The organism is Streptacidiphilus albus JL83, from assembly GCF_000744705.1.
GTDB lineage: Bacteria > Actinomycetota > Actinomycetes > Streptomycetales > Streptomycetaceae > Streptacidiphilus > Streptacidiphilus albus.
Genome location: NZ_JQML01000001.1, coordinates 6788552 through 6815244, shown reverse-complemented (window position 1 = coordinate 6815244; position 26693 = coordinate 6788552). Strand labels below are relative to the sequence as shown.

Annotated in this window: 22 protein-coding genes and 1 riboswitch; of the genes, 15 read left to right on the top strand and 7 right to left on the bottom strand. The window is 73.3% G+C overall.

Annotated elements, in window-relative coordinates:
- Nucleotides 1–20: 20 nt before the first annotated feature.
- From BS75_RS29940 to pssA, 10 genes are all read left to right on the top strand, one after another.
- Nucleotides 21–584 (top strand): NUDIX hydrolase, encoded by a 564-nt coding sequence (locus BS75_RS29940; RefSeq protein ID WP_034090498.1) that lies wholly within the window; start codon nucleotides 21–23, stop codon nucleotides 582–584.
- Nucleotides 585–913: 329 nt separating this feature from the next.
- Complete coding sequence (locus tag BS75_RS29935) at nucleotides 914–2701, top strand: 3-hydroxyacyl-CoA dehydrogenase family protein (RefSeq protein WP_042436623.1); 1788 nt, start codon at nucleotides 914–916, stop codon at nucleotides 2699–2701.
- Between the two features lie 64 nt (nucleotides 2702–2765).
- Nucleotides 2766–3674, top strand: coding sequence for a TetR family transcriptional regulator (locus BS75_RS29930; RefSeq protein ID WP_042436620.1), 909 nt, complete (start codon nucleotides 2766–2768; stop codon nucleotides 3672–3674).
- Nucleotides 3675–4076: 402 nt separating this feature from the next.
- Nucleotides 4077–5414: a crotonyl-CoA carboxylase/reductase gene (gene ccrA / locus BS75_RS29925; protein WP_034090496.1), complete on the top strand. Its 1338-nt coding sequence runs from the start codon at nucleotides 4077–4079 to the stop codon at nucleotides 5412–5414.
- A gap of 5 nt (nucleotides 5415–5419) precedes the next feature.
- Nucleotides 5420–7438: a protein meaA gene (locus tag BS75_RS29920; protein WP_034094031.1), complete on the top strand. Its 2019-nt coding sequence runs from the start codon at nucleotides 5420–5422 to the stop codon at nucleotides 7436–7438.
- Nucleotides 7439–7508: 70 nt separating this feature from the next.
- On the top strand, nucleotides 7509–8465 hold the full coding sequence (locus tag BS75_RS29915) for an HpcH/HpaI aldolase/citrate lyase family protein (protein ID WP_034090495.1): 957 nt from the start codon (nucleotides 7509–7511) through the stop codon (nucleotides 8463–8465).
- A 5-nt stretch (nucleotides 8466–8470) separates the two neighbouring features.
- Nucleotides 8471–8974 (top strand): MaoC family dehydratase, encoded by a 504-nt coding sequence (locus BS75_RS29910; protein WP_034094030.1) that lies wholly within the window; start codon nucleotides 8471–8473, stop codon nucleotides 8972–8974.
- A gap of 106 nt (nucleotides 8975–9080) precedes the next feature.
- Entirely contained in the window at nucleotides 9081–10292 is a 1212-nt protein-coding gene (locus tag BS75_RS29905; protein ID WP_034090494.1) for an acyl-CoA dehydrogenase family protein, read from the top strand.
- Between the two features lie 409 nt (nucleotides 10293–10701).
- A complete protein-coding gene (locus tag BS75_RS29900) occupies nucleotides 10702–11355 on the top strand; it encodes a phosphatidylserine decarboxylase (protein ID WP_034090493.1) in 654 nt (217 codons plus the stop codon).
- The gene (gene pssA, locus BS75_RS29895) at nucleotides 11342–12211 is read left to right on the top strand and encodes a CDP-diacylglycerol--serine O-phosphatidyltransferase (RefSeq protein WP_081982705.1); all 870 of its coding nucleotides are present in this window, start codon (nucleotides 11342–11344) and stop codon (nucleotides 12209–12211) included. The genes BS75_RS29900 and pssA overlap by 14 nt, the downstream gene beginning before the upstream one ends.
- 108 nt (nucleotides 12212–12319) lie before the next feature.
- Here the strand turns inward: pssA and BS75_RS29890 are convergent, their stop codons facing one another.
- Nucleotides 12320–13894 (bottom strand): MFS transporter, encoded by a 1575-nt coding sequence (locus tag BS75_RS29890; RefSeq protein ID WP_231607925.1) that lies wholly within the window; start codon nucleotides 13892–13894, stop codon nucleotides 12320–12322.
- Between the two features lie 142 nt (nucleotides 13895–14036).
- Here BS75_RS29890 and BS75_RS29885 point away from each other — a divergent pair, with 142 nt between their 5' ends.
- Nucleotides 14037–15068, top strand: coding sequence for an Lrp/AsnC family transcriptional regulator (locus tag BS75_RS29885; RefSeq protein WP_034090492.1), 1032 nt, complete (start codon nucleotides 14037–14039; stop codon nucleotides 15066–15068).
- Here BS75_RS29885 and BS75_RS29880 read toward each other — a convergent pair.
- The 6 genes from BS75_RS29880 to BS75_RS29855 all read right to left on the bottom strand — a co-directional run bounded on the left by BS75_RS29880 (nucleotide 15040) and on the right by BS75_RS29855 (nucleotide 21678).
- Nucleotides 15040–15531 (bottom strand): MarR family winged helix-turn-helix transcriptional regulator, encoded by a 492-nt coding sequence (locus BS75_RS29880; protein ID WP_052069784.1) that lies wholly within the window; start codon nucleotides 15529–15531, stop codon nucleotides 15040–15042. The two genes, BS75_RS29885 and BS75_RS29880, sit on opposite strands and share 29 nt — an antisense overlap.
- Nucleotides 15532–15631: 100 nt before the next feature.
- On the bottom strand, nucleotides 15632–16288 hold the full coding sequence (locus tag BS75_RS29875; protein ID WP_034090491.1) for an NAD(P)-dependent oxidoreductase: 657 nt from the start codon (nucleotides 16286–16288) through the stop codon (nucleotides 15632–15634).
- A 139-nt stretch (nucleotides 16289–16427) separates the two neighbouring features.
- Nucleotides 16428–17546 (bottom strand): amidohydrolase family protein, encoded by a 1119-nt coding sequence (locus BS75_RS29870; protein WP_034090490.1) that lies wholly within the window; start codon nucleotides 17544–17546, stop codon nucleotides 16428–16430.
- Nucleotides 17546–18889 carry a glutamine synthetase family protein gene (locus BS75_RS29865; protein ID WP_034090489.1) on the bottom strand — a complete coding sequence of 448 codons (1344 nt, stop codon included), beginning with the start codon at nucleotides 18887–18889 and terminating at the stop codon, nucleotides 17546–17548. The genes BS75_RS29870 and BS75_RS29865 overlap by 1 nt, the downstream gene beginning before the upstream one ends.
- 92 nt (nucleotides 18890–18981) lie before the next feature.
- The gene (locus tag BS75_RS29860; RefSeq protein WP_231607923.1) at nucleotides 18982–20367 is read right to left on the bottom strand and encodes a hypothetical protein; all 1386 of its coding nucleotides are present in this window, start codon (nucleotides 20365–20367) and stop codon (nucleotides 18982–18984) included.
- Between the two features lie 165 nt (nucleotides 20368–20532).
- On the bottom strand, nucleotides 20533–21678 hold the full coding sequence (locus BS75_RS29855; protein ID WP_034090488.1) for an alpha/beta hydrolase: 1146 nt from the start codon (nucleotides 21676–21678) through the stop codon (nucleotides 20533–20535).
- A gap of 216 nt (nucleotides 21679–21894) precedes the next feature.
- Here BS75_RS29855 and BS75_RS29850 point away from each other — a divergent pair, with 216 nt between their 5' ends.
- The 4 genes from BS75_RS29850 (at nucleotide 21895) to BS75_RS29835 (ending at nucleotide 26643) form a co-directional block, all read left to right on the top strand.
- Nucleotides 21895–23310 carry an NAD(P)/FAD-dependent oxidoreductase gene (locus BS75_RS29850; RefSeq protein ID WP_034090487.1) on the top strand — a complete coding sequence of 472 codons (1416 nt, stop codon included), beginning with the start codon at nucleotides 21895–21897 and terminating at the stop codon, nucleotides 23308–23310.
- A gap of 144 nt (nucleotides 23311–23454) precedes the next feature.
- On the top strand, nucleotides 23455–23730 hold the full coding sequence (locus BS75_RS29845; RefSeq protein ID WP_034090486.1) for a hypothetical protein: 276 nt from the start codon (nucleotides 23455–23457) through the stop codon (nucleotides 23728–23730).
- Nucleotides 23731–23906: 176 nt separating this feature from the next.
- A riboswitch (cobalamin riboswitch) is annotated at nucleotides 23907–24084 on the top strand.
- 85 nt (nucleotides 24085–24169) lie between these two features.
- On the top strand, nucleotides 24170–25126 hold the full coding sequence (locus BS75_RS29840; RefSeq protein ID WP_034090485.1) for a cobalamin biosynthesis protein: 957 nt from the start codon (nucleotides 24170–24172) through the stop codon (nucleotides 25124–25126).
- On the top strand, nucleotides 25123–26643 hold the full coding sequence (locus tag BS75_RS29835; protein ID WP_034090484.1) for a cobyric acid synthase: 1521 nt from the start codon (nucleotides 25123–25125) through the stop codon (nucleotides 26641–26643). Before BS75_RS29840 ends, BS75_RS29835 begins: the two co-directional genes overlap by 4 nt.
- Nucleotides 26644–26693 lie beyond the last annotated feature (50 nt).

Genomic DNA, 26693 nt, shown 5'->3' with positions numbered 1-26693 from the left:
GCATATGCTTGGATGACGCCATGAGCACTCCGGGTGCCCCTCAACCGCTGAGCGCGGACGAGCTGTTGGACATTGTCGACGCGCACGACCGCGTCACCGGCCAGGCCACGCGCGGCGAGGCGACCGCCCGTCGGCTGCGGCACCGCTGCACCTTCATCCTCGCCCGCGACCCCGACGACCGGATCTTCGTCCACCGGCGGACCGCGGCGAAGCTGGTCTTCCCCTCGATGTACGACATGTTCGTCGGCGGCGTGGTCGGCGCGGGCGAGTCCTACGACGACGCCGCCAAGCGCGAGGCCGAGGAGGAGCTGGGCGTCTCCGGCCTCACCGTCGCCCCGCTCTTCCGCTTCCTCTACGAGTCCCCGCAGCACACCTGGTGGTCCGCCGTCTACGAGACGCGCACCCCGGTCGCGGTCCGGCCGCAGGCCGAGGAGGTCGCCTGGCACGCCTTCCTGACCGAGGAGGAGCTCGCCGCCCGGCTGCCGGCCCCGGCCGCCGAGGGCGCGGCCTGGCCCTGGGTGCCCGACGGCCTCGCCGCCTGGCACCGGCTCACCCTCTGGCGGGCCACCCCGACCCGGCGCTGACCGCGCCGGTCCGCCGCAGCTCCGGCGCCGAGCCCTCCCCCGGGCCCGGCGCCGTCTCCGTCGTCGGCGCTCCTGCCGGGCACCGGTGCTCTTTCCAGGTGCGGGTGCTGCAGGTACAGTGTCCGCACCACCCCCGTTGGCGTCGGGAGCCGCAGCAACGGGTGGGTCGGTTCACTTCATCCGTGCGTGCCCTCACTCTTTCGGCCGCCGGCGTTCTCGTTCTTCTTCCACACGGTGACCTCAGTCGCATCGTGCTTCCCTCATTCCCAGCCGCGCGGCGCCGGAGCGGACCGGCCGTACGCGTGGCGAGCTCCCCGAGGAGACACGCCATGAGCGAGCCCAGCAGCAGCATCCCCGCCCCCTTCCCCGTCGTGGCCGTCGTCGGCCTGGGCACCATGGGCGCGGGCATCGCCGAGATCACCGCCCGGAGCGGCCGCCGGGTGATCGGCATCGAACGGGACGACGCCGCCGCCCGGGCCGCGCTGCGCCGGATCGAGGAGTCCACCGCCCACTCGGTCGAACGCGGCCGGATCAGCACCGGGGAGCGCGCCGCGCTGCTCGCCAACCTGACCGTCACCGCCGACCTCACCGCCGCCGCCGAGGCGCGGCTGGTGATCGAGGAGGTGCCGGAGCAGTTGGAGCTCAAGCGCTCGCTCTTCGCCGAGCTCGACCGGATCTGCCCGCCGGAGACGGTGCTGGCGACCGGCACCACCGCGCTCTCGGTGACCCGGATCGCGGCGGCGACCCAGCGTCCGGAGCGGGTGCTGGGGCTGCACTTCTTCAACCCCGCGCCGGTGATGCAGCTGGTCGAGGTGGTGCGGACGGTGCTGACCGGCGGCGAGGCCGCGGAGACGGCGGCGGAGTTCGCCCGGAGCCTGGGCAAGTCCCCGGTCTCGGCCGGCGACCGGGCCGGGTTCATCGTCAACGGGCTGCTGTTCGCCTACCTCAACCAGGCGGCGGCGATGGTCGAGTCCCGCTACGCGACCCGCGAGGACGTGGACGCGGCGATGCGGCTGGGCTGCGGGCTGCCGATGGGGCCGCTGGCACTGCTGGACCTGATCGGGATCGACACCGCGAAGACCGTGCTGGAGGCGATGTACGAGCAGTCGCACGACCGGCTGCACGCGCCCGCGCCGATCCTGGGCCAGCTGGCCTCGGCCGGACTGCTGGGCCGGAAGAGCGGACGCGGCTTCTACAGCTACGCCGCCCCCGGCTCCGCCGAGGTGGTGCCGGACGGCATCCGGGACGCCGCCGCGCGTCCGGCCGGCCGGGACGTGCGCAGCGTCGGGGTGTGCGGCTCGGGGACGATGGCGACCGGCATCGCCGAGGTGTTCGCCAAGGCGGGCTACCCGGTGACCCTGGTGGCGCGCAGCCAGGAGAAGGCGGACCGGGCGCGGGCCGCGCTGGCGAAGTCGCTGGAGCGGATGGTCGGCAAGGGCCGGCTCGCCCCGGAGGACCGGGACGCGGCGCTGGCGCTGGTGACCGCGTCCGGCTCGCTGGAGGACCTGGGCGAGGCGGACCTGGTGCTGGAGGCCGTGGCCGAGGACCTGGCGGTGAAGCAGGAGCTGTTCGCGACCCTGGACAAGATCTGCCGTCCGGGCGCGGTGCTGGCGACGACCACCTCCAGCCTGCCGGTGATCCGCTGCGCCACCGCGACCGTCCGTCCGCGCGACGTGGTCGGGATGCACTTCTTCAACCCGGCCCCGGCGATGCGGCTGGTGGAGGTGGTCAGCACGGTGCTGACGGCCCCGGAGGTCACCGCGACCGTGCTGGAGGTCTGCGGCAGGATCCGCAAGCACGCGGTGGAGTGCGGGGACCGGGCCGGGTTCATCGTCAACGCCCTGCTCTTCCCCTATCTGAACGACGCGGTCCGGATGGTCGAGGAGCACTACGCCTCGGTGGACGACGTGGACACCGCGATGAAGCTGGGCTGCGGCTATCCGATGGGCCCGTTCGCGCTGCTGGACGTGGTCGGCCTGGACGTCTCGCTGACCATCGAGAAGGTGCTGCACGCCGAGTTCCGCGAGCCGGGACTGGCGCCGGCGCCGCTGCTGGAGCACCTGGTCGCGGCCGGCTGCCTGGGCCGCAAGACGGGCCGGGGCTTCCGTGCCTTTTGAGGCAGGGCGGCGATCGCCGGTGACCGTGCCTGGTCGCGGCGGTGCGCCGTGTAGCGTTCGCGTCATGCATGGGGAAGAACCGCAGCAGGTGGGCGCCGGCGTCAGTGGTGGGAGCAGTGGTGGCGGCCGGAGGGTGACGGCACAGCGCCAGCAGATGCGCCAGGACCTCGCGGCGGCGGCCATGGAGCTGTTCGCCAACCAGGGCTACGAGGAGACCACGGTCGACCAGATCGCGGCGGCGGCGGGCGTGGCCCGCCGCACCTTCTTCCGCTACTTCCGCTCCAAGGAGGAGGCGATCTTCCCGGACCACGACGACACCCTGGTCCGGGTGGCCGACCTGCTCGCGGACGCGGATCCGTCCGAGCACCCGCTGGACGTGGTCTGCCGGGGGATCAAGGAGGTGCTGCGGATGTACGCGGCCACTCCGAACGTCTCGGTGGCCCGGTACCGGCTGATCCGGCAGGTGCCGACGCTGCGCGAGCGCGAGATCGCGGTGGTGGCCCGGTACGAGCGGTTGTTCACCCGGTACCTCCTGGGCCGGTTCGACACCGCCGGGCAGTCCTCGGGCGGCTGGGCGCGCGGGGTCGGCGACGACGCGATGCTGGCAGAGGTCTCGGCGGCGGCCGTGGTCGCGGCCCACAACCACGTGCTGCGCCGCTGGCTGCGCTCGGGCGGCCGGGGCGAGGTCGAGCCGCAGCTCGACCACGCCTTCGAGGTGATCAAGCGGACCTTCTGGGGCAACGCCCCGGCCAGCCCCGGCGGGCTCGCCGCCACCCCGACACCCGGGGTGGCACGCAGTGACATGGGAGCCTCCACCGCGACCCTGGCGAGTGCGGTCGAGAGCGCCGTGGAGAGCGCGGTGAGTGCCACTCCGGCCGGCGAGGTGCTGATCACGGTGGCCCGTACCGACGCCCCGCTGGACCAGGTGATCGAGAGCATCCGGGTCGCCCTGGGCGCCCCGGCCAAGCTCTGACACTCGCTTTTCCCTGTATCACCGCAGGTCACAGCAGTATCGCCGCAGGCCCGTCCGGATCCTTCCGGGCGGGCCTGCGGCGTTCCCGAGGGGTGTGGGTGGACGGCCGGGGCCACTGGGGCGAAACGTGACGACGCTCACGCGCGGCCGCCGAAATTGCTGGCACCCAGTGTCTTTACGACTGGCACAGGGTGCCAGTACGTTGTTACCCACTGGTCGCGGCGCCGCGGCTCCCCACCTGGCGCGCCCTGTCCAGGAGCCGCGCGCCACCCCTGCGCGGAGTGCAGCAACCCGCTTCACCCATGCGACTGAAACCCCGTAACTCCCCGCCGGTGTCCGCTCCCGGTACCCCCATCTCGACGCACCCTGTCCCCCTCAACAGGTACGCCGCCGGAGGCAGCCATGAAGGAAATCCTCGAAGCCATCCTCAGCGAGGACGCGAGCCCGGCCGACTACGCCGCGCTCACCGTCCCCGAGTCCTACCGGGCGGTCACGCTCCACCGGGACGAGGAGCAGATGTTCGCCGGCCTCGACAGCCGCGACAAGGACCCGCGCAAGTCGCTCCACCTGGACGAGGTCCCGGTCCCCGAACTCGGCCCGGGCGAGGCCCTGGTCGCGGTGATGGCCAGCTCGGTGAACTACAACACCGTGTGGAGCTCGATCTACGAGCCGGTCTCCACCTTCGGCTTCCTCGACCGCTACGGAAAGCTGTCGCCCGAGGCCGCCCGCCACAACCTGCCCTACCACGTCCTCGGTTCGGACCTCGCGGGCGTGGTGCTGCGCACCGGCCCCGGCGTCCACGCCTGGAAGCCGGGCGACGAGGTGGTCGCGCACTGCCTCAGCGTCGAGCTGGAGAGCGCCGACGGGCACAACGACACCATGCTCGACCCGGAGCAGCGGATCTGGGGCTTCGAGACCAACTTCGGCGGCCTGGCCGAGGTGGCGCTGGTCAAGTCCAACCAGCTGATGCCCAAGCCCGCCCATCTGACCTGGGAGGAGGCGGCCTCGCCGGGGCTGGTGAACTCCACCGCCTACCGGCAGCTGGTCTCCCGCAACGGCGCCGGGATGAAGCAAGGGGACAACGTGCTGATCTGGGGCGCCAGCGGCGGCCTGGGCTCGTACGCCACCCAGTACGCGCTGGCCGGCGGCGCCACCCCGATCTGCGTGGTCTCCAGCGACACCAAGGCCGACATCTGCCGGGCGATGGGCGCCGAGGCGATCATCGACCGCAGTGCCGAGGGCTACAAGTTCTGGAAGGACGAGCACAACCAGGACCCGCGCGAGTGGAAGCGGTTGGGCGGCCGGATCCGGGAACTGACGGGTGGTGAGGACGTCGACATCGTCTTCGAGCACCCGGGCCGGGAGACCTTCGGCGCCTCGGTCTACGTCACCCGCAAGGGCGGCACCATCGTCACCTGCGCCTCCACCAGCGGCTACATGCACCAGTACGACAACCGCTACCTGTGGATGTCGCTGAAGCGCATCGTCGGCTCGCACTTCGCCAACTACCGCGAGGCCTGGGAGGCCAACCGGCTGATCGCCAAGGGGAAGATCCACCCCACCCTGTCCAAGACGTACACCCTGGCCGAGACCGGCCAGGCCGCGCTGGACGTGCACCACAACAAGCACCAGGGCAAGGTCGGCGTGCTCTGCCTGGCCCCGCAGGAGGGGCTGGGCGTCCGGAACGCCGAGCTCCGCGCCAAGCACCTGCCGGCGATCAACCGATTCCGAGGTGAGTGAGCAGCATGGCTGAGCGCGACCGCCCCTGGCTGATGCGGACCTACGCCGGACACTCGTCCGCCGCCGCCTCGAACGAGCTCTACCGCAGGAACCTGGCGAAGGGTCAGACCGGCCTCTCGGTCGCCTTCGACCTGCCGACCCAGACCGGCTACGACCCGGACCACGTCCTGGCCAAGGGCGAGGTCGGCCGGGTCGGCGTGCCGGTGAGCCACCTCGGCGACATGCGGGCGCTGTTCGAGGGCATCCCGCTGGAACGCACCAACACCTCCATGACGATCAACGCCACCGCCATGTGGCTGCTGGCGATGTACCAGGTCGTCGCGGAGGAACAGGGCGCGGACATCGCCAAGCTCACCGGCACCACCCAGAACGACATCGTCAAGGAGTACCTGTCGCGCGGGACGCACGTCTTCCCGCCCGGACCCAGCCTGCGGCTGACCACCGACATGATCGCCTACACGGTGGCGAACATCCCCAAGTGGAACCCGATCAACATCTGCAGCTACCACCTCCAGGAGGCCGGGGCCACCCCGGTCCAGGAGCTGGCGTACGCGATGTGCACCGCCATCGCGGTGCTGGACGCGGTCCGCGACGGCGGGCAGGTCGCGCCGGAGCAGATGGGCGAGGTGGTCGCGCGGATCTCCTTCTTCGTCAACGCCGGCGTCCGCTTCGTCGAGGAGATGTGCAAGCTCCGCGCCTTCGGCCGGATCTGGGACACCGTCACCCGCGAGCGCTACGGCATCACCGACGCCCGGCAGCGCCGGTTCCGCTACGGGGTGCAGGTCAACTCCCTGGGGCTGACCGAGGCGCAGCCGGAGAACAACGTCCAGCGGATCGTGCTGGAGATGCTGGCGGTCACCCTGTCCAAGGACGCCCGCGCCCGCGCGGTGCAGCTCCCGGCCTGGAACGAGGCGCTGGGCCTGCCCCGGCCCTGGGACCAGCAGTGGTCGCTGCGGATCCAGCAGGTGCTGGCCTACGAGTCGGACCTGCTGGAGTACGGCGACCTCTTCGACGGCAGCCATGTGGTCGAGGCCAAGGTCGCCGAGCTGGTCGACGGCGCGAACGCGGAGATCGAGAAGGTGCTCGGCATGGGCGGGGTGGTGCCGGCCGTCGAGTCCGGCTACCTCAAGGCCGCGCTGGTCGGCTCGCACGCCGAGCGGCGGGCCCGGATCGAGTCCGGCGCGGACAAGGTCGTCGGCGTCAACTGCTTCGAGACCACCGAGCCCAGCCCGCTCACCGCCGACCTGGACACCGCGATCATGCAGGTCGACCCGGACTCGGAGCGGGCCGTCGCCGAGGCCTTCGGCCGCTGGCGCGAGCAGCGCGACGAGCCGGCCGCGCAGGCGGCACTGGCCGAGCTGAAGCGGCTGGCCGCGACCCCGGCCAACCTGGTGCCGGCCACCCTGGACTGCGTCCGGGCCGGGGTGACCACCGGCGAGTGGTCCTTCGCCCTGCGCGAGGTCTTCGGCGAGTACCGCGCCCCCACCGGCGTCGGCGGCGCACCGGTCACCGGCCCGATCGGCGGCGAGGGCAACGAGGAGCTGCGGGCGGTCCGCGCGGCCGTCGCCGCCACCGCCGAGGAGCTGGGCAGCGGCCGACTGCGGCTGCTGGTCGGCAAGCCCGGTCTGGACGGGCACTCCAACGGCGCCGAGCAGATCGCCGTCCGGGCCCGCGACGCCGGCTTCGAGGTGGTCTACCAGGGGATCAGGCTGACGCCGGAGCAGATCACCTCGGCGGCCGTCGCCGAGGACGTCCACTGCGTCGGTCTGTCGATCCTCTCCGGCGCCCACGCCGAACTGGTGCCGGACGTGCTGCGGCGGCTGCGCCGGGCCGGGGTGGAGGACGTGCCGGTGATCGTCGGCGGAATCATCCCGCTCGCCGACGAGCAGGCGCTGCTCGCCCAGGGCGTCGCCGCGGTGTTCACCCCCAAGGACTTCGGCATCACCACCATCATCGGCCGGATCGTCGACGAGATCCGGCTGGCCCACGGACTCGAAGCGTGGAAGGTCACACCTGCGCCCTAGCGGGCCCGCAATAGAGTCGCAGCCGCCGGACCCTCCATTCCCACCCTCACACCCGCAGAGGACCGAACGAATGACCGACCGTCTTCGCCCCCGCCGTTCCTGCCTGGCCGTCCCGGGCAGCAACCCGCGCTTCCTGGAGAAGGCCCAGGGCCTGCCCGCCGACCAGGTCTTCCTGGACCTGGAGGACGCCTGCGCGCCGATCGCCAAGGAGGGCGCCCGCCACACCATCGTGGACGCCCTCAACAAGGGCGACTGGACCGGCAAGACCCGCGTCGTCCGGGTGAACGACTGGACCACCCACTGGACCTACCGCGACGTGGTCACCGTGGTCGAGGGCGCCGGACAGAACCTCGACTGCATCATGCTGCCCAAGGTCCAGGACGCCCAGCAGATCGTGGCCCTGGACCTGCTGCTCACCCAGATCGAGAAGACCATGGGCTTCGAGGTCGGCCGGATCGGCATCGAGGCGCAGATCGAGAACGCCAAGGGCCTGGTCAACGTCGACGCCATCGCCGGCGCCTCGCCCCGGATGGAGACCATCGTCTTCGGCCCGGCCGACTTCATGGCCTCGATCAACATGAAGACCCTGGTCGTCGGCGAGCAGCCGCCCGGCTACGGCGCCGACGCGTACCACTACATCCTGATGCGGATCCTGATGGCCGCCCGGATGCACGACCTCCAGGCGATCGACGGCCCCTACCTGCAGATCCGCAATGTCGAGGGCTACCGCGAGGTCGCCCGGCGCTCGGCGGCGCTGGGCTTCGACGGCAAGTGGGTGCTGCACCCCGGCCAGGTCGACGCGGCCAACGAGGTGTACTCCCCCAGCCAGGAGGACTACGACCACGCCGAGCTGATCCTGGACGCCTACGACTGGTGCACCTCGGCCGAGGGCGGCGCCAAGGGCTCGGCCATGCTCGGCGACGAGATGATCGACGAGGCCAGCCGCAAGATGGCCCTGGTCGTCGCCGGCAAGGGGCGCAACGCCGGCCTCAGGCGCACCAGCTCCTTCCAGATTCCGGAGGCGTGATCCAGATGCAGTTCGGACGCACCTACGAGGAGTTCGAGGTCGGAGCGGTCTACAAGCACTGGCCCGGAAAGACCATCACCGAGTACGACGACCACCTGTTCTGCCTGCTGACCATGAACCACCACCCGCTGCACATGGACAGCAACTACGCGGAGAAGACCACCGACTTCGGAAAGAACGTCGTGGTTGGCAATTACATCTATTCTCTGCTGCTGGGAATGTCGGTTCCCGACGTCTCCGGAAAGGCCATCGCCAACCTGGAGGTCGAGTCGCTCAAGCACATCGCGCCGACCTTCCACGGCGACACCCTCTACGGCGAGACCGTCGTCCTGGACAAGACCCCGTCGAAGTCCAAGTCCGACCGCGGCATCGTGTACGTCGAGACCAAGGGCTACAAGCAGGACGGCACCGTCGTCTGCATCTTCCGCCGCAAGGTCATGGTTCCCACCGAGACCTACATCAAGGAGCGCGGCGGCGAGCAGCCCGGCCGCCCCGAGCCGCTGCGCTGACCCGCGCCGCCCCCGACCCGGGTGCCCTGCGGTCACTGCCACGACCGGAGGGCATCCGCCCCCCTCTTCTGCCCCGCACCGCCCTCCCGCCCTCACAGGAGCTGTCATGGGACGCCTCGCCCAGACCGAAGGCCTCACCGAGATCCAGCAGGACATCCTCGCCACGGTCCGGAACTTTGTCGACAAGGAGATCATTCCGGTCGCCACCGAGCTGGAGCACCGCGACGAGTACCCGGCCGAGATCGTCGAGGGCATGAAGGAGATGGGCCTGTTCGGGCTCATGATCCCGGAGGAGTACGGCGGCCTCGGCGAGTCTCTGCTCACCTACGCCCTGGTGGTGGAGGAGATCGCGCGCGGCTGGATGTCGGTCTCGGGGATCGTCAACACCCACTTCATCGTGGCGTACATGATCGCCCAGCACGGCACCCAGGAGCAGAAGGACCGCTTCCTCCCGCGGATGGCCACCGGCGAGGTGCGCGGCGCCTTCTCGATGTCGGAGCCCGGCCTGGGCTCGGACGTCTCGGCGATCCGCACCAAGGGCGTCCGCGACGGGGACGACTACGTGGTCAACGGGCAGAAGATGTGGCTGACCAACGGCGGCACCTCCACCCTGGTCGCGGTGCTCTGCCGAACCGACGAGGGCCGGCCGGAGGGCTCACCCCCGCACAAGTCGATGACCACCTTCCTGATCGAGAAGACGCCCGGCTTCGGCCCCAACGAGAGCGTCCCCGGGCTGACCATCCCCGGCAAGATCGAGAAGATGGGCTACAAGGGCGTCGACACCACCGAGATGATCCTGGAGGACGTCCGGGTACCGGCCGACATGGTCCTCGGCGGCGCCTCCGGTCGCGGCTTCTACCAGATGATGGACGGCGTCGAGGTGGGCCGGGTGAACGTGGCCGCGCGCGGCTGCGGGGTCGCCCAGCGGGCGTTCGAGCTGGGCATCCGCTACGCCCAGCAGCGCTCCACCTTCGGCAAGAAGATCGCCGAGCACCAGGCGATCCAGTTCAAGCTCTCCGAGATGGCGACCAAGGTCGAGGCCGCGCACCAGATGATGGTGATGGCCGCCCGGAAGAAGGACTCCGGGCAGCGCAACGACCTGGAGGCCGGCATGGCCAAGTACCTGGCCGCCGAGTACTGCAAGGAGGTCGTGGAGGACTCGTTCCGGATCCACGGCGGCTACGGCTTCTCCAAGGAGTACGAGATCGAGCGGCTGTACCGGGAGGCCCCGATGCTGCTGATCGGCGAGGGCACGGCGGAGATCCAGAAAATGATCATCGGCCGGCGGCTGCTGGAGGACTACCGGCTCGCGGACTGACCCCCGGGGGCGGCACGGCCGGGTACATTAATCAGGTCGAAAATCGGCCGGATCTTGAAAGATCCGGCCGATTTCGCCATTCTCCCTACAGTGCGTCTCGGCGCGCGTTAGAACGGCCCGCACCCGGCGCACTACAACAAGCCCCCAGGTCATCCCTGAGAGAGTTGTCACCGATCCGGCAAAACCCTTGGCCGGGAGCGGGGAACGCGTCTACGTTCGAAGGCAGGGGTACGACCGCGGACGGCTCTCCGGCCACCCGAGGGTTGCCTGTGCACCGCCCGCTGCCGATAGCATCCCCGAGGACAGTCATGTCCCCGAACCCCTCGATCACGCGGCCCCACCGCGCGGTCATCGCGCCGGAAACCTCCGGCGTCAGCCGTGCTCCGGGCCCCCGCGACAAAGGTCTTCGATGCCCCTCAGTCCGTCCCCACGATCCGCGAACCGTCCCCGTGTCACGCTGGCACGCGGCGCTTCGCCCTGGCTCGTACCCACCGTGCTCACCGCAGTGGCCACCACCGCTCTCGCCCGGCGCAACCGCGCCTGGGCCGTGGCGGCCGTACCCGCCTCCGCGCTGAGCGCGGGGATGCTGTGGTTCTTCCGCGACCCGGAGCGCACCGTCGGCGCGGGTCGGGTGATCTCCCCGGCCGACGGCGTGGTGCAGAGCATCGACGCCTGGCCGGACGGCCGCACCCGTGTCGCGATCTTCATGAGCCCGCTCAACGTGCACGTCAACCGGGCGCCGCTGGCGGGCAACGTCACCTCGGTCGAGCACGTCGCCGGCGGGTTCGTCCCCGCGTTCAACAAGGACAGCGACCGCAACGAGCGGGTGGTGTGGCACTTCGACACCGAGCTCGGTGACATCGAGATGGTGCAGATCGCCGGCGCGGTCGCCCGGCGGATCATCCCCTACCTCCCTGCGGGCAGCAAGGTCGAGCAGGGCGAGCGGATCGGCCTGATCCGTTTCGGCTCGCGCGTCGACACCTACCTGCCCGAGGGCGTCGAGCCCGGAGTGGTGGTCGGACAGCGCACCGCGGCAGGGGTGACTCGTCTTGACCGTGACTGACCCGGAGACCCTCCAGGAGTCCGAAGCGGACGGCGACCATGCGGTCCGCCGGCTGCGCTGGGCGCGCGACCGCGAGCTGCGCGGGCCGCGTTCCCCGCAGCACCTCTCCACGGCCGACGTGCTCACCCTCGGCAACGCGGTCTGCGGCTTCCTCGCGATCTACTTCACCACCACCGGGGTGCTGATCCCGCACCTGACCGGCGCGGCCCCGAGCGGGGACCGGCGCAGCGCCGCGACCGCCGTCACGCTGCTGCTGATCGGCTCCATGTGCGACCTGTTCGACGGGCTGGTCGCCCGCAAGCTGCGCAGCTCCGCCCTGGGCGCCGAGCTGGACAACCTCGCGGACCTGATCAGCTTCGGGATCGCCCCCGCCTACTTCGTCGTCGTCTGGGGCATGGTCTCCAACGGCGCGCACCAGCGGATCTCGGCGGGCATCGCCATCATGGTGCTGCTCGCGGTGGTGCTGCGGCTGGCCCGCTTCTCCTGCACCACCATGCGGCCCGGGGTGTTCCAGGGCATGCCCTGTCCGATGGGCGCGCTGACGGTCATCTCCATCGTGCTGCTCGACCCGCCGTTCATCCCGGCCATGATCGGCATCGTCGCCGTGGCCGCGCTGATGGTGAGCAAGGTCGAGTACCCCAAGCCGCACGGCGTGCTGGCCACCGCCACGCTCGCCTGGATCGTCGTCAGCATGGGCTGCCTCGCCGCCTGGGCGACCGGCGCGCCCGGCGGTTACACGCTGCTGCACATCGGTGCCAGCCTGCAGGTCACGCTGGCGCTGGTGGCGCCGCTGATGGTGATCCGCCGCAAGGTCAGCGACGTCCGCGCCCGCCGGGCCGGATCGCGCAACGCCTGAGCACCACCGCAGGACCGCGAGCGGCCCCCGCCACCGGACGACGGTGACGGGGGCCGCTTTCGTGCCACCCGGGCGCTTTCGCTGCCCGGGGCTGTCGCCCGGGGCTGCTCAGTGGGCGCCGGCGGCCGCCTCGGCGGGCTTGCCGCCCTCGGCCGCGGCCGCCCACGGCGGCGGCGCGTCGGAGCGCCGGACCAGCAGCAGCACCAGGGCACCGGCCACCAGGCCGATGATCCCGGCGGTCAGGTAGACCTGGTCCAGGCCGGCCGCGAAGGCCCCGTGCACCAGGTGCTCGGCGGCGGCCCGGTGGTCGGCGGGGACCTGGGCCAGCACCGCCCCGGCCCGGCCGCCGCCGAGCGCGGAGGCGGCCTGGTGCGGGTCGGCGACCTGGCCGCTGGCGGCCACGAAGCTCTGGATCCGGTTGGCGAAGACCGTGCCCAGCACCGCGATGCCCAGGGCGTAGCCGAGCTGGCGCCCGGTGTTGATCGCGCCGCTGGCCATCCCGGCCCGCTGGCGCGGCACGGCGGCCATCGCCGAGGACATCATGATCGGGGTGGCCAGGCCGACGCCCAGGCCGCTGACGATCAGGCCGGGCAGGATCACGGTCCAGCCGGAGCCGGTGGAGACCAGGCTGAACAGCAGCGCGCCGGCGCCGATCAGGATCAGGCCGATGCCGATCGGCCACTGCGGCGCCAGCTTGTGGAAGAACTTGCCGCTGAGGCTGGCGACCACGAAGGAGGAGATCGCCAGCGGGCAGACCACCAGGCCGGCCTGGATCGGGCTGAGGCCCAGCACCGACTGCAGCCAGATCGAGGTGTAGGTGAGGTGGGCGAAGGCCGCGGCGTTGAGCAGCAGGGCCGCGATGCTGAGCCCGGCGAAGGTGCGGTTGCGCATCAGCGAGAGGTCGAGCAGCGGGTTGCCGCTGCGGCTCTCGACCACCACGAAGACGATCAGGGCGAGCACCGCGAGACCCAGCGAGCCCAGCACCGTGGTGCTGCCCCAGCCGTCGCCGGCGCTCTCGATCAGGCCGTAGGTGAGCGACCCGGCGAAGACGGTGAAGCTGAGCGCGCCGGCGTAGTCCAGCCGTCCGCCGGCCCGGCCGGCGTCGTTCTGCAGGAAGCGCAGCGACATCACCACGGCGGCGGCCGCGATCGGCAGGTTGACGAAGAAGATCGCCCGCCAGTCGATGGAGTCGGTGAGCAGCCCGCCGAGGACCGGTCCCACGGCTGCGGCGGCACCGCTGACCGCGCCCCAGATGCCGAAGGCCGTGCCCCGGTCGCGGCCCTGGTAGGCGGCGTTCAGCAGCGAGGTGGTGGACGTCAGCATCGCCGCGCCGCCGATGCCCTGGACCGCGCGGGAGGCGATCAGCACCCCGGCGTTGGGCGCCAGGCCGCAGGCCAGCGAGGCGAGCGCGAAGACGACCAGCCCGATCAGGTACAGCCGGCGGTGGCCCAGCCGGTCGCCGAGGGTGCCGACCACCATCAGCAGGGCGGCGAGGACCAGGGCGTACATGTCCACGACCCACTGCAGGGAGGTGAACGAGGAGTGCAGGTCGGTGGCCATCTGCGGCAGGGCGACGTTCACGATGCTGACGTCGACCAGCAGCATGAAAGTGCCGAGGCAGATGGCGACCAGAGGTATCCATTTGCGCATGGCGGACTCCGGTTGGGAGGGGGACTGGTTCACAGCGGTACAGCTTCCTTCGGCAGGCTTCACGGCCGCGGTCCGCAGACGGCGGCCTGTGCCCCCCATCGTCCCGTCCGGGACCGGTGCCACCACAGCCAGCGCCGAAGTTCCGACCTATTCCGACATCCTCTAGCCTGAGATGATGGAATCCGACGACTTCGACCAGCTGGACCGGCAACTCGTGCACGCGCTCCAGCTCGACGCCCGGCTCCCGTTCAGCCGGATCGCCGAGGTGCTGGGCGTGTCCGACCAGACCGTCGCCCGCCGCTACACCCGGCTGCTGACCGCCGGACGGCTGCGGACCATGGGGCTGACCGATCCGGTGGCCCTGGGCGAGGACCGCTGGCTGGTCCGGGTGCAGTGCTCGCCCGCCGCCGCCTCCGCGGTCGCCGGGGCGCTGGCCCGCCGGGACGACACCAGCTGGGTGAACCTGAACTCCGGGGGCACCGAGATCACCTGCATCGTCCGCTCCGCCCCGGGCGAGGACGAGCACGCGCTGCTGCTGCAGCGGCTGCCGCGGACGCCCAGCGTGATCGGGGTGACCGCGCACTGCGTGATGCACACCTTCTTCGGCGGCTCGCTGAGCCTGTTCAGCAAGTCCAGCACGCTCAGCCGGGAGCAGATCGAGCGGCTCGGCCCCCCGCCGGCGGTCCGCGCCGCCTCCGGGCCGGTCCGGCTGGACGAGGGCGACCGGCGGATGCTGGCGGTGCTGTTCCAGGACGGCCGGGCGCCGCTGACCGAGCTGGCGGAGGCCACCGGCTGGTCGCAGAGCACGGTCCGGCGGCGGATGGCGGAGCTGCGCGAGTGCGGGGCGCTCTATCTGGACGTGGACTTCGGGCACGAGATCTTCGGCACCGCCTCGCGGGCGATGCTCTGGCTCTCGGTCGCCCCGTCCGAGCTGGCCGCGACCGGGCAGGCGCTGGCCGACCACCCGGAGGTGGCCTACGTCTGCGCGACCACCGGCCGGACCAATCTGCACGCGGTGGTGCTCTGCCGGGACACCCCCGCCGTCTACACCTACCTGACCACCCGGATCGCCTCGCTGCCGGCGATCAGGCAGGTCGAGACGGCGCCGATCATCCGCTCGGTGAAGGGCGCCGGACCGCTGGTCAGGCCCGCCCTGACGCGCAGCGCGGCGGGACGGGTCAGCCCAGCGGCGGGAGGGCGTCGCTGACATGCCGCCCCAGCTGGTCCAGGCCGTCGATGACGGCCCGGATCTGCTCCGGCGCCAGCACGTCGTAGACATGCCGCTCCAGTTCGGCGGCGTGCCGCCGGGCCGCCTCGACCATCCGCTCGGAGCCGGCCGGGGTCATGGTGACCACCTGCACCCGCTTGTCCTCGCGCGAGCGCTCGCGGGCTACCAGCCCGGCCTCGACCATCCGGTCGACCAGCCGGGTCGCCCCGCCACTGGTCAGCACCAGCCCCCGGGAGAGGTCCCCCATCGGCACGCCCCCGGGGGCGGCGGCGAGCAGCAGCAGCACCTCGAACATCGGGTGGGTGAGCCCGCTGTCGCGCTCCATCGCCAGACCGAGCAGCCGCTCCAGCCGGGCGGCGGTGGTGAGCACCACGCCGAAGGCCTGGATCCGCTCGTCGGCGACCGCCTCGGCGGCGGAGCCGATCTCCTGACGTTCCGTCATGGGCGCCGCCCTCTCCGCCGCCTGGCGCCTGTCGCTTGCTCAACGAACCGGACCCCTACCGTACCGCTCCGCTGCGGCTCCGCTCAGCGGGCGGCTCCGCTCAGCGGGCGGCCGTGAAGCGCCGGCCGATGTGCTGCGGCTCCTCGATCTCGTCGACCAGCGCCACCGCGTAGTCCTCCGCGGTGATGTAGCTGCGGCCCTCGGCGTCGACGACCAACTGCTCGGTACCGGTGCGGTAGTCGCCGGTGCGCTCGCCGGCCTCGATGGTGCCGGCCGGGCTGAGGACGGTCCAGCGCACGTCGGTGACGGAGTTGTAGTGCTCCTGGGCGTCGCCGTGGGCGTGCATGATCTGGAGCAGCCACTCCGGCAGGCCGGGCGCGTCCCAGACCTTGACGCCGGGGGCGGTCTCCAGGCTGCCGGCGCCGCCGACGGCGATCAGCCGGGGGGCGTCGGCGCCGAGCGTCCGCAGGCCCTCGACCAGGGCGCGGGCGGCGGGCTCGATCAGCGCGGCGTGGCCGGGGCCGTCGCCGTAGCCGCCGCCGACGGCGCTGACCAGGACGTCCTGCCCGGCCGCGACCCGGGCCACCGAGACGGCGTCGAGCACGTCCCCGGCGGTGACACCGAGGCCCTCGGCGGTGCGGGTGTAGTCCTCCGGCTTCCGGACGACGGCGGTGACCTGGTGGCCCCGGTTCAGCGCCTCGGTGACGATGCGCTGACCGATGCTTCCGTTGGCTCCGATGACGGCGATCCTGGCCATGGGTTCCTGCCTCTCCTCGTGGTTCCCCGACGGAATGTCCCCGTCCGGTCACCAGGCATAACGTCTGACAAGTCAGGGATTATTTCCGCGAGCCGGAAGTTCTCGGCAGCCGGAGGCGCCTCGGCCTCGGAGCGGCTCCTCAGAGGGAGTAGACCCGCCGGGCGTTGCCGGAGGCGACCAGCCCGGCCAGCCGCGCGGTGTCGGCGGGCGCGCAGGCGCCCTCGTCGGTCCAGGACCGGAGCACCGTGGACAGGGCGTGGCGGAAGGCCGCCGCGCCGGTCAGGAACAGCTCCGGCAGGCCGTAGGCGTCGGTGGAGAAGAGCAGCTTGCCGAAGGGCGCCAGCTCCAGGAACTCGGCCAGCACCCGGGCGGCCCCGGGCCCGGCGTAGGAGAGGGTCAGCCCGAGGTCGCAGTGGACCAGCGGGAAGGCCTGGGCCAGCCAGGCCGCCTGCCGGTGGTAGGGGTAGCAGTGGAGCAGCACCAGCGGGACGCCGGTCGGCTCGGCCGCCCGGACGAAGGGCGCGAGCAGCGCCGGGTCGGCCCGGTGCAGGGCCAGGTCGGGATCGCCGAAGCCGGTGTGCAGCTGGATCGGCAGCCCGAGGTCGAGCGCGGTCCAGAGCAGGTGGCGGAGCAGCACCGGGTGGTCCAGCCGGGGCCCGGCGGCGGACAGCCACTCCCCGGCCGCGCAGGCGACGGCGGCCGGGGCCGGGCGCTCCGGGTCGATGCCCAGGCCGTGGCGGTAGGCGAGGACCGACTTCACCGCCACCGCCCCGGTGGTCGCGGTGGCGAGGGCGGCGGCGAACGCCCCGGCGAAGCGGGTGGCGGTGGTGGCGCCGTGCAGGGTCTCGGCGACGGTCTCCAGCCGGACGACCTCGCGGACCCGGACCGCGCCGGTGGCGCCGAGGGCGGCGAGACCCAGCAGCGGCAGACCGGCCGCCTCGGTCAGCCCGGTGTCGACCAGGCAGGTCTCAAGACCGGCGGCCCGCAGCAGCCGCTGTGCGGCCGCCTGCGGGCCCAGCTCGCGGCGGCGGGCCAGATAGGTCGCGGCGGGGGCGTGCGGCTCCAGGCCGAGCGCCGGAGGGCACCAGCGGCGCACGGCCAGGCCGAGGGCGGCGTCCCAGGGCGTGGTGCCCGGCGCCGGGGGCCGGTCGGACTCGGTGAGCAGCGAGGCGAAGCCGTCGTCGGAGAGCTCGGCGGCGACCACGCTGTGGCAGTGGTGGTCGAGCAGCGGCAGGTCCGTCCACTCCGCCGCGCGCATCAGTAGCGCCAGCGGGTGGCGTCGATCAGGGCCTCCGGGTCAAGACCGGCCAGCAGCTGCGCCTCGGCCCGGCGGACCGCGGCGAAGGTGTCGTGGGCGACCTCGCCGAGGGCCTCCCGGAGCACCTCCGAGGCCGCGAAGGCGGCCAGGGACTCCGGCAGCGACTGCGGCAGCCGGGGGACGCCGGGCCGGTCCGAGGGGTCGCCGCCGACCTCCTCCGGCAGCACCGCGCCGGCCTCGATCCCGGCCAGTCCGGCGGCGATCACCGCGCCGACCGCCAGGTAGGGGTTGGCCGCCCCGTCGAAGCACTTGACCTCGGCGTTGGCGGTCTCCGGGCGTCCGGGCAGGCCCGGCACCAGCCGCAGCGCCGCCTCGCGGTTCTCCGGGCCCCAGCAGTGGTGGGCCCCGGCCCAGTGCGAGGGCACCAGCCGGAGGTAGGAGGCCGGGCTGGGTGCGCCGATCGCCAGCAGTGCGGGCAGCTCCGCCAGCACCCCGGCCAGGAACGCCTCGCCCTCCTCGCGCAGACCGTGCCGTCCCGGGCCGCCGGTGAGCAGGTTCCGCCCCTCCCGCCAGAGGCTGACGTGCAGGTGGGCGCCGTTGCCGACGCCGCCGGGCGCGACCGCGGGGGCGAACGAGGCGCGCAGCCCGTGGGCCGCGGACACGGCCCGGACGGTGTGCCGGACCAGGACGGTGGTGTCGGCCGCGGCGACCGGGTCCTCGGCGGCCACGGAGACCTCGAACTGCCCCGGGGCGTACTCGGGGTGCAGCTGCTGGACGGCCAGGCCCTGCTCGTCCAGGGCGGTCAGCAGGTCGCGGAGGTAGTCGGAGAGGTCGGTGAGCCGGTGCAGCCCGTAGGCCGGACCCCCGGTCGGCAGGCTGCCGTCCTCGCGCCGTACGGTCCACTCCACCTCGTACGCGGCCAGCAGCCGCAGCCCGTGCCCGGCGGCGCGGGCCACCGTGCGGGCGGCGAACTGCCGCTGGCAGGCGGCGTAGGGGCGGCCGTCCTGGTGGTACCGGTCGGCCGGGGCCCAGGCCCAGCCGGGCTGGGCGGCGAGGGCGACGGCCCGGCCGAGGTCGGGGAAGAGCCGCAGGTCGCCGTCGGGGCCGCCGAGCCAGCGGCCCTGCGTGGTCGAGTCGTCCACCAGGAAGGTGTCGAACACCGGCGACATCCCGACGCCCTGCTCGGCCGCGTCCGCGAGCCGGGCGATCGGGACGCCCTTGACCCGGGCGATCCCGGCGTTGTCGACGAAGCTCAGCGCCAGCCCGACCACGCCCGCGCCGCCGAGCCGGGCCGCGGTCACCCGCGGCGGCTCGGCACCGGTCTCCCCTGCCCTGGGACCCACTGCCTCTGGACCCACTGCCCTTGGACCCACTGCCCTTGGACCCACTGCGGACTCCTCTCGGGCCCGGCGGGCCCCGTCGGCTGTCGTCCGGGTCAGCGTCCGCCCTCGTGGACGCTGAAGGCACTGCGGCGCGCCGCACGGGCCACACCGGGATCGGGGTGGGCGGAGGCGACCGCGGCCAGCACCTGCCCGGCCCGGGGGTGGCCGATCCGGCGGGCGAGCGCGAACAGCCGGCTCGGGTCGCCGTCCGCGGCGCCCTGGACATGGCGGACCAGCATCGCGGTGTCGCCGTGCTCCAGCACGGCCGCGCCGGTGTCGACCCACAGCCACGCGGCGTCGTCCTGGCCGAGGACGTCCGAGGGCAGCACCCCCTCGTCGGTCTGCTCGGCCAGCCACAGCAGCACGTAGGGGCGCAGCAGCGGCTCCTCCGCGCAGTCGCGGACGGCGGGCTCGGCCGGGTGCCCGGCGACCCGCAGCGCCTCGAAGGCCAGGCCGCGCAGCAGCGCGTCCTCGCCCCGGGCGACGGCGAGCAGGTCGGCCACGGCCCGGTCGGTCTGACGGGCCGCCAGCCAGGCCCGGTACTCGGCGCGGGCGGGGCCCGGCGAGTAGCCGGCACAGGCGCTGAGCAGCTCCAGCGCCGACTGCTCGATGTGGCCGGCCGCGGTCTGGGCGACCGTGCAGATCTCTTCGAGCTTGGCCCGGACCGCCCAGTGGCCGAGTGGGGTGAGGTCGGCGCAGGGCTCGCCGGCCTCGCCCTGGGTGCGGTTGAGGGCGCCCACGGCGGCGAAGCCGTCGAGCATCCAGTCGAGGACGTCGGCCACCTCGGCCGGGCCCGGGGTGAGGGTGAGCGCGAGGGCGCTGTCGCCGCGCACCGCCGAGACGGCCCAGGCCGCGTGCGGGACGGGCGCGCCGAGGGATGGGTGCACTCCCCCGTGCCACTGCTCCTCCAGGCCGCGCCGCAGCAGCTCGTGCAGCTCGCTGAGCGGCACCGGGTCGTCCACCAGGTGCAGGAAGGAGAGCAGTTGCGGGGCGTGGTCGACGGCGAGCCCGGCCAGCGAGGTGAGCGCCCGGTCGGGGACCGGCACCAGCAGCGTCCAGGCGTCGAAGAGCGCCGCCCAGCCGCGCAGCACGGCCTCGTCGTCGTGGGCCCAGGCGTGCAGCCGCCAGCCGGGGACGGCGCCGGTGCCGCGGAGCTCGACCAGCCCGGTGAGCCGGGCCCGCTCCCAGGCCTCGGCGGCGGCGGGCATGGTCAGTCCCAGAGCGAGGCCGGCCGCGTGGGCGTCGGCCTCGTGCAGGTCCCCGCGCCGGTCGACGCTGGGGAGGTCACCCGCCCAGTGGGCGATCCGCACCGCGTCGGCGAGCAGCCGTCGGGCCAGTGGGGACAGTTGGGCGGGTCCTGGCAGCCCGGCCGGTGGGGTGCGGCGGGCTTGGGTCGAGGGTCGGGGCTGGGTGCTGCTGTGCGGCTGCGTGGGACGCACAGCCGTGGGCAGCCTGGTCACCTGAGCGGTGCCACCCGTGGGTCGGGCATCACGGTCGCGCGAGTTCCGGGACGTCACGCCGTGCAGTCTTCCCCGTTGGCATGGCAGTTGTCACATCCTCAGGCGCGGCGGCTTCCAACGTGTCCCGGATTGGTGACGGATGGGTCACAGGAGGGGGGTGAGGTAGCGGCGCAGGATCTCGTCGTAGCCCTTCGGGTCGGCGTTCCACAGGGCCTCGTGCTCGGCCCAGGGGAACTCCCGGAACAGCACCCACTCCTCGGTGTTGGCGGCGAGCCGGCGGACCGGGTCGATCGGCGCCACGGTGTCGTCGGGGCTGTGCAGCAGCAGCAGCGGGACGTCGATCTCGGCGCCCAGGGCGATCCGGTCGATGGCGGCGGTGTCCACCCCGGCGCGGCCCTCGGCGGCCCGGACGCCGAGCGCGGCGAGCGAGCCGGGCACGCCCCGCCGGGTGGCCTGCCGACGGGCGGTGTCGCGCCAGTCCAGCACCGGCGAGTCGAGGACGATCCCGCGCACCCGGTCCCGCCACGGGGAGCGGTCGAAGGTCTGCAGCACCGTCGTCGCCCCGGTGGACCAGCCGTAGAGCAGCACGCTGTCGGCGGTCCCGTCCAGCACCAGCTGGACGGCGGCCTCGACGTCGCGCCACTCGGTGTCGCCGGCGTGGGCGAGGCCGTCCGGCGAGGGCGGGGCGCCCTCGTCGTTCCGCAGGGTCACCGCCAGCACCGGCAGCTTCAGCCGGTGGAACAGCGGCAGCAGCGGCAGCACCTGCTCCCGGTCGGCGCCGATGCCGTGGACCGCGACCACGCACACCCCCCGGGCGCCCGGCAGGTGCCAGGCCGGCATCGGGCCGAGCTCGCCGCGCACCTCGACCTCGTTGTAGGGCAGGCCCAGGGCGCTGTGCGGGTCCCCGGCGTAGACCCGGGGGGTCATCCGGACCGGGGTCCCGGCCGGCGGCGCCGAACCGTCCGAGGGCGTCGAGCCGTCCGGGTTCACCAGCCGCCGGACCACGCTCTGCGGGGTGGTGCCCAGGACCGGGCCGATCACCGTGCGGGCCGGGCCGAAGGGGGTGTCCCACTCCAGCGCGTAGCGTCCGGGGCGGAGCGTCTCGACGCTCCGGGTCAGCTCGACCTTCCCGTCACCGGCGGTGTGCACCCGCAGCCCGCCGGCGTCGGCGGGCGCGTCGCCCCCGGTCCGCACCGAGAACTCGGACACGGCCCGCCCTGCGATCAGTGCCGCGGCGCCCGCTCCGAGGGCCGCCGCACCGGCGACCGCTGCTGCCCGTCCCCAACGCATGTCGCTCCCGAGAGTCCGCCGGTCCGTCCCTGTCGGTCCGTGCCTTCCCTCCATCCCAGTACCGGGCCCCCGATCCCGCCAGTCGGGCGCGTCCATCCGACGCTGTGTCCCGTTTGCCTCCACAAGGGTGACAGTCTGCGCATTGCTGCTGCTCAGCGCCGATGGTTACGGTCCCCCATCGCTACATTTCCCCCCGCTCCGGAAGCAGGTCCCCTGATGGGCACGTCAGCCATCGCCAACGGCGGTGTCTCGTTCTGGTACTCGGCGCTGGGACTCCCCGCGCCGCGCACGCCCCTCGACGGCTCGGCCGAGGCCGACATCTGCATCGTCGGCGGCGGCTACACCGGCCTGTGGACCGCCTACTACCTGAAGAAGGCCGACCCGGGACTCCGGATCACGGTGCTGGAGCAGCGCTTCTGCGGCTACGGCGCGTCCGGCCGCAACGGCGGCTGGCTCTACAACGGCTTCGCCGGGCGCGGGGTCTTCGCCCGGAAGTACGGCAAGCCGGGCGCGGTCGCCATGCAGCAGGCGATGAACCGCGCGGTGGACGAGGTGATCGAGGTCTGCGCGGCCGAGTCCATCGACGCGGACATCGTCAAGGGCGGGATGATGGAGGTCGCCTACACCCCGGCCCAGCTGTCCCGGCTGCAGGGCTACGTCGACGGCGAGCACGCCTACGGCGAGACCGACCACGTGCTGCTGAGCGCGGCCGAGGCGACGGCGCGGATCAATGTCGCCGGGACCCTCGGCGGCAGCTACACCCCGCACGGCGCGCGGATCCAGCCGGCCAAGCTGGTGCAGGGGCTGGCCCGGGTGGTGGAGTCGCTGGGCGTGGTGGTCCACGAGGGCAGCGCGGTCACCGAGATCCTGCCGGCCGAGGCGGGCCGGCCGGCCCGGGCGGTGACCGCGCGGGGCACGGTCTCGGCGCGGTTCGTGCTGCGCGCCACCGAGGGCTTCACCTCGGCGCTGCGCGGGGAGCGGCGCTCCTGGCTGCCGATGAACTCCTCCATGGTCGTCACCGAGCCGCTGCCGCAGTCCTTCTGGGACTCGGTCGGCTGGGAGGCCAGGGAGACCCTCGGCGACATGGCGCACGCGTACATGTACGCCCAGCGCACCGCCGACGACCGGATCGCGCTCGGCGGGCGCGGCGTGCCCTACCGCTTCGGCTCGCGGACCGACAACGACGGCGTGACCGCGCAGCAGACCATCGACCAGCTGCGGGAGATCGTCACCCGGTTCTTCCCGGCGGCGAAGGACGTCCGGATCGACCACGCCTGGTCGGGCGTGCTCGGCGTGCCGCGCGACTGGTGCTCCACCGTCGAGCTGGACCGGGTCTCCGGCCTCGGCTGGGCCGGCGGCTACGTCGGCAGCGGCGTGACCACCACCAACCTGGCCGCGCGGACCCTGCGCGACCTGGTGCTGCGGGAGCTGCACGGCACCGAGGGCACCGAGCTGACGGCACTGCCCTGGGTCGGCCACCAGGTCCGCCGCTGGGAGCCGGAGCCGTTCCGCTGGATCGGCGTCCACGGGATGTACGCGGCCTACCACGCGGCGGACCGGCAGGAGCTGGCCGGGCGGGCGACCACCTCGCCGATCGCCAGGGTCGCCGACGTGATCTCCGGGCGGCACTGACCGCGCCGGGGGAACGGCTTCCACCAGGGACTCTGACACAGAGCGACCGGTCGTGGGCACTCCGAGATGCGGAATCCGCACCCGGGGCCGAGGCTTGGATCCGGGGGTGACCGGAGCGCAGCACTCGACGACCAAGGAGTGCCCATGGCTGTTCTTACCTGGCTGCTCGTCGCCCCGCTGGGGCTGCTCGTCATCCTCGGCCTCGCCTGGTTCGAGGACCGGATGCTCCGACCGCCGGCGAGTCCGGCCGAGCAGGTGCTCCGACGGCAGATCGAGAGCGGCCCGCAGAACCGGTCCACGCCGGTCGCCCAGCTCACCCAGGGCGGCGCGGAGCTGCTGAGCCTGGTCAGGAACCAGCCGCGGCAGATCACCGGCAGCATCAACCCGCCGAGCGTGCAGGGGCGCGACAGCGCGGCTTAGGCCGGGTCGCGGAGCGGGCCCGGCCCAACTGCTCAGGCCGGGTCGCGGAGCGGGCCCGGCCCGGCTTGCTCGGGCCGGGTCGCGGAGCGGGCCCGGCCAGAGCAACCAGGCCGGGCCTCTGGTGTGACCATCGTCGCTGGACGGCGTGTTGACGCGTCATCCGGCCGCATGGTGGGATCAATGGGCCATACGGAGGCATGGAGAGGAAGCCGGTGCGAATCCGGCGCGGTCCCGCCACTGTCACCGGGGAGCGCTTTCGAACATCGGCCACGGCAGCTCGGTTCCGCTGCGGGAAGGCCCGGAAGCGTGTCGATCCGGAAGCCAGGAGACTCTCGCCCCCGGTTCGTCGATCCAGGGCGCGGACCCTGAGTGAGGACATCCACGCCATGCGCGCCTCCCCCCTGCCGCCGATTGCCGCCGTCCCTGCGCAGTCGCCCCACTGACCGCCGTGCGCAGCGCCTTCGCGCTGGGCGTCGCCGCCGGCTACGCGGCCGACGCGGTCCTCGGCGACCCCCGGCGCGGGCACCCGGTGGCCGGTTTCGGCCGGGCCGCCGGCGCACTGGAGCGACGGCTGTGGCGGGACCGCCGGGACGCCGGGGCCGCCTTCACCGCGCTGAGCGTCGGCTCGGTCGCGCTGGGGGCGCTGGCCGCCGACCGGCTGGTGCGCGACTCGGCGCCGGGCCGCGCGGCGCTGGCCGCCGCCGCCACCTGGACCGTGCTCGGCGGCGCCTCGCTGGTCCGCGAGGCCCGCACCATCGGCGGGGCGCTGGAGTCCGGCGACCTCGCCGCGGCCCGGGAGCGGCTGCCCTACCTCTGCGGACGCGACCCCCGGGAGCTGACCGAGCAGCAGGTCGCCCGCGCCGTGGTCGAGTCCGTCGCCGAGAACACCGCCGACGCCGTGGTCAACGCCCTGGTCTGGGGCGCGCTCGCGGGCACGCCCGGGCTGCTGGCGTTCCGCGCGGTGAACACCCTGGACGCCATGGTCGGCCACCGCTCACCGCGCCACCTCCGCTTCGGCTGGGCCTCGGCCCGGCTGGACGACGTGGCCGGCTGGCCGGGCGCACGGCTGACCGCGCTGCTGACGGTCGCCGCCGCCGAGCCCGCGCGCCGCGCCGACGCCTGGCGGGTCTGGCGCCGCGACAGCTCCGCCCACCCGAGCCCCAACGCCGGCCAGGCGGAGGCGGCGTTCGCGGGCGCGCTCGGGGTACGACTCGGGGGGACGCTGCGCTACGGCACCCGCGAAGAGCACCGACCGGTGCTGGGCGCGGGGGCGCGGCCGGTGGCGGTCGCGGACATCGAACGCGCCTGCGTGCTCTCCCGGCGGGTGGGACTGCTGGCGGCCGGAGCGGCCGTACTGGCGAGCAGTGTGATCGGGAAGAGGGGGAGGCGACGATGAACGGCGCACTGCTGGTCGCTGGGACGACCTCGGACGCGGGCAAGAGCGTGGTCACCGCCGGCATCTGCCGCTGGCTGGCCCGACAGGGCGTCAAGGTCGCGCCGTTCAAGGCGCAGAACATGTCGCTGAACTCCTTCGTCACCCTGGACGGCGCCGAGATCGGCCGGGCCCAGGCGATGCAGGCGGCGGCGGCCGGGGTCGAGCCGGAGGCGGCGATGAACCCGGTGCTGCTCAAGCCCGGCGCGGACGGCCGCAGCCAGGTCGTGGTGCTGGGCCGCCCGGTCGCCGAGGTCGGCGCGCTGGACTACCGCGAGCGCAAGCCCGCGCTGCTGCGCACCGCCCTGGACTGCCTGGCCGACCTGCGCGCCCGCTACGACGTGGTGGTCTGCGAGGGCGCGGGCTCCCCCGCCGAGATCAACCTGCGTGACCGGGACATCGCCAACATGGGCCTGGCCACGGCCGCCTCGCTGCCGGTGGTGGTGGTCGGGGACATCGACCGGGGCGGGGTGTTCGCGGCCATGTTCGGCACGCTGGCGCTGCTGTCGGCCGAGGACCAGCGGCATGTCGGCGGCTGGATCGTGAACAAGTTCCGCGGCGACGTCCGGCTGCTGCAGCCTGGTCTGGACATGCTGCGGCAGCTGACCCACCGTCCGAGCCTGGGCGTGCTGCCGATGCTGCCGGGGCTGTGGCTGGACGCCGAGGACTCGCTGGACCTGGCCGGGATCGTCGACCGCGCGCCCGGCGGCGCCGCGCACGGCCGGGAGGTGCTGCGGGTCTCGGTGGTGCGGCTGCCCCGGCTGTCCAACTTCACCGACATCGACGCCCTCGCCCAGGAGCCGGGCGTGCTGGTGCGCTGGGCGACCCGGCCCGAGGAACTGGCCGACGCCGACCTGGTCGTGCTGCCCGGCACCCGGTCCACCGTCGCCGACCTGGCCTGGCTGCGCGAGCGCGGCCTGGACGCGGCGCTGGCCGCCCGGGCCGAGCGGGGACTGCCGGTGCTCGGCGTCTGCGGCGGCTACCAGATGCTCGGCCGGACCATCACCGACCGGGTCGAGTCCCGGGCCGGGACGGTCGACGGGCTCGGACTGCTGCCGCTGCGGATCGAGTTCGCCGCCGAGAAGACGCTGGCCCGGCCGGTCGGACGGGCTCTGGGCGAGACCGTCTTCGGCTACGAGATCCACCACGGGGTGGCCGACGTCGACGGCGGCGAGCCCTTCGTCACCGACTCCGCCGGCCAGGCCCTGGACGGCTGCCGCGCGGACGCGGTCTGGGGCACCACCTGGCACGGCCTGCTGGAGAACGACGGCTTCCGCCGCGCGCTGCTGCGCGAGGCCGCCGCCCGCTCCGGACGGGACTTCACCCCCGCGCCGGACACCTGCTTCGCCGCCGCCCGGGAGGAACGGCTCGACCGCCTCGGCGACCTGATCGAGCAGCACGCCGACACCGACGCCCTGCTGCGGCTGATCGAGGGCGGCGTCCCGGCCGGCCTGCCGTTCGTCCCGCCGGGCGCGCCATGACCGGGCAGCCCGAAAACGCACCACCCCGAACCGATTTCCTGACGATCACG

Coding starts and splice junctions, on each gene's coding strand:
- BS75_RS29940 (WP_034090498.1), top strand. CDS start 21: ATGAGCACTCCGGGTGCCCCTCAACCGCTGAGCGCGGACGAGCTGTTG.
- BS75_RS29935 (WP_042436623.1), top strand. CDS start 914: ATGAGCGAGCCCAGCAGCAGCATCCCCGCCCCCTTCCCCGTCGTGGCC.
- BS75_RS29930 (WP_042436620.1), top strand. CDS start 2,766: ATGCATGGGGAAGAACCGCAGCAGGTGGGCGCCGGCGTCAGTGGTGGG.
- ccrA (WP_034090496.1), top strand. CDS start 4,077: ATGAAGGAAATCCTCGAAGCCATCCTCAGCGAGGACGCGAGCCCGGCC.
- BS75_RS29920 (WP_034094031.1), top strand. CDS start 5,420: ATGGCTGAGCGCGACCGCCCCTGGCTGATGCGGACCTACGCCGGACAC.
- BS75_RS29915 (WP_034090495.1), top strand. CDS start 7,509: ATGACCGACCGTCTTCGCCCCCGCCGTTCCTGCCTGGCCGTCCCGGGC.
- BS75_RS29910 (WP_034094030.1), top strand. CDS start 8,471: ATGCAGTTCGGACGCACCTACGAGGAGTTCGAGGTCGGAGCGGTCTAC.
- BS75_RS29905 (WP_034090494.1), top strand. CDS start 9,081: ATGGGACGCCTCGCCCAGACCGAAGGCCTCACCGAGATCCAGCAGGAC.
- BS75_RS29900 (WP_034090493.1), top strand. CDS start 10,702: ATGCCCCTCAGTCCGTCCCCACGATCCGCGAACCGTCCCCGTGTCACG.
- BS75_RS29885 (WP_034090492.1), top strand. CDS start 14,037: ATGGAATCCGACGACTTCGACCAGCTGGACCGGCAACTCGTGCACGCG.
- BS75_RS29880 (WP_052069784.1), bottom strand. CDS start 15,531: ATGACGGAACGTCAGGAGATCGGCTCCGCCGCCGAGGCGGTCGCCGAC.
- BS75_RS29875 (WP_034090491.1), bottom strand. CDS start 16,288: ATGGCCAGGATCGCCGTCATCGGAGCCAACGGAAGCATCGGTCAGCGC.
- BS75_RS29870 (WP_034090490.1), bottom strand. CDS start 17,546: ATGCGCGCGGCGGAGTGGACGGACCTGCCGCTGCTCGACCACCACTGC.
- BS75_RS29855 (WP_034090488.1), bottom strand. CDS start 21,678: ATGCGTTGGGGACGGGCAGCAGCGGTCGCCGGTGCGGCGGCCCTCGGA.
- BS75_RS29850 (WP_034090487.1), top strand. CDS start 21,895: ATGGGCACGTCAGCCATCGCCAACGGCGGTGTCTCGTTCTGGTACTCG.
- BS75_RS29845 (WP_034090486.1), top strand. CDS start 23,455: ATGGCTGTTCTTACCTGGCTGCTCGTCGCCCCGCTGGGGCTGCTCGTC.
- BS75_RS29835 (WP_034090484.1), top strand. CDS start 25,123: ATGAACGGCGCACTGCTGGTCGCTGGGACGACCTCGGACGCGGGCAAG.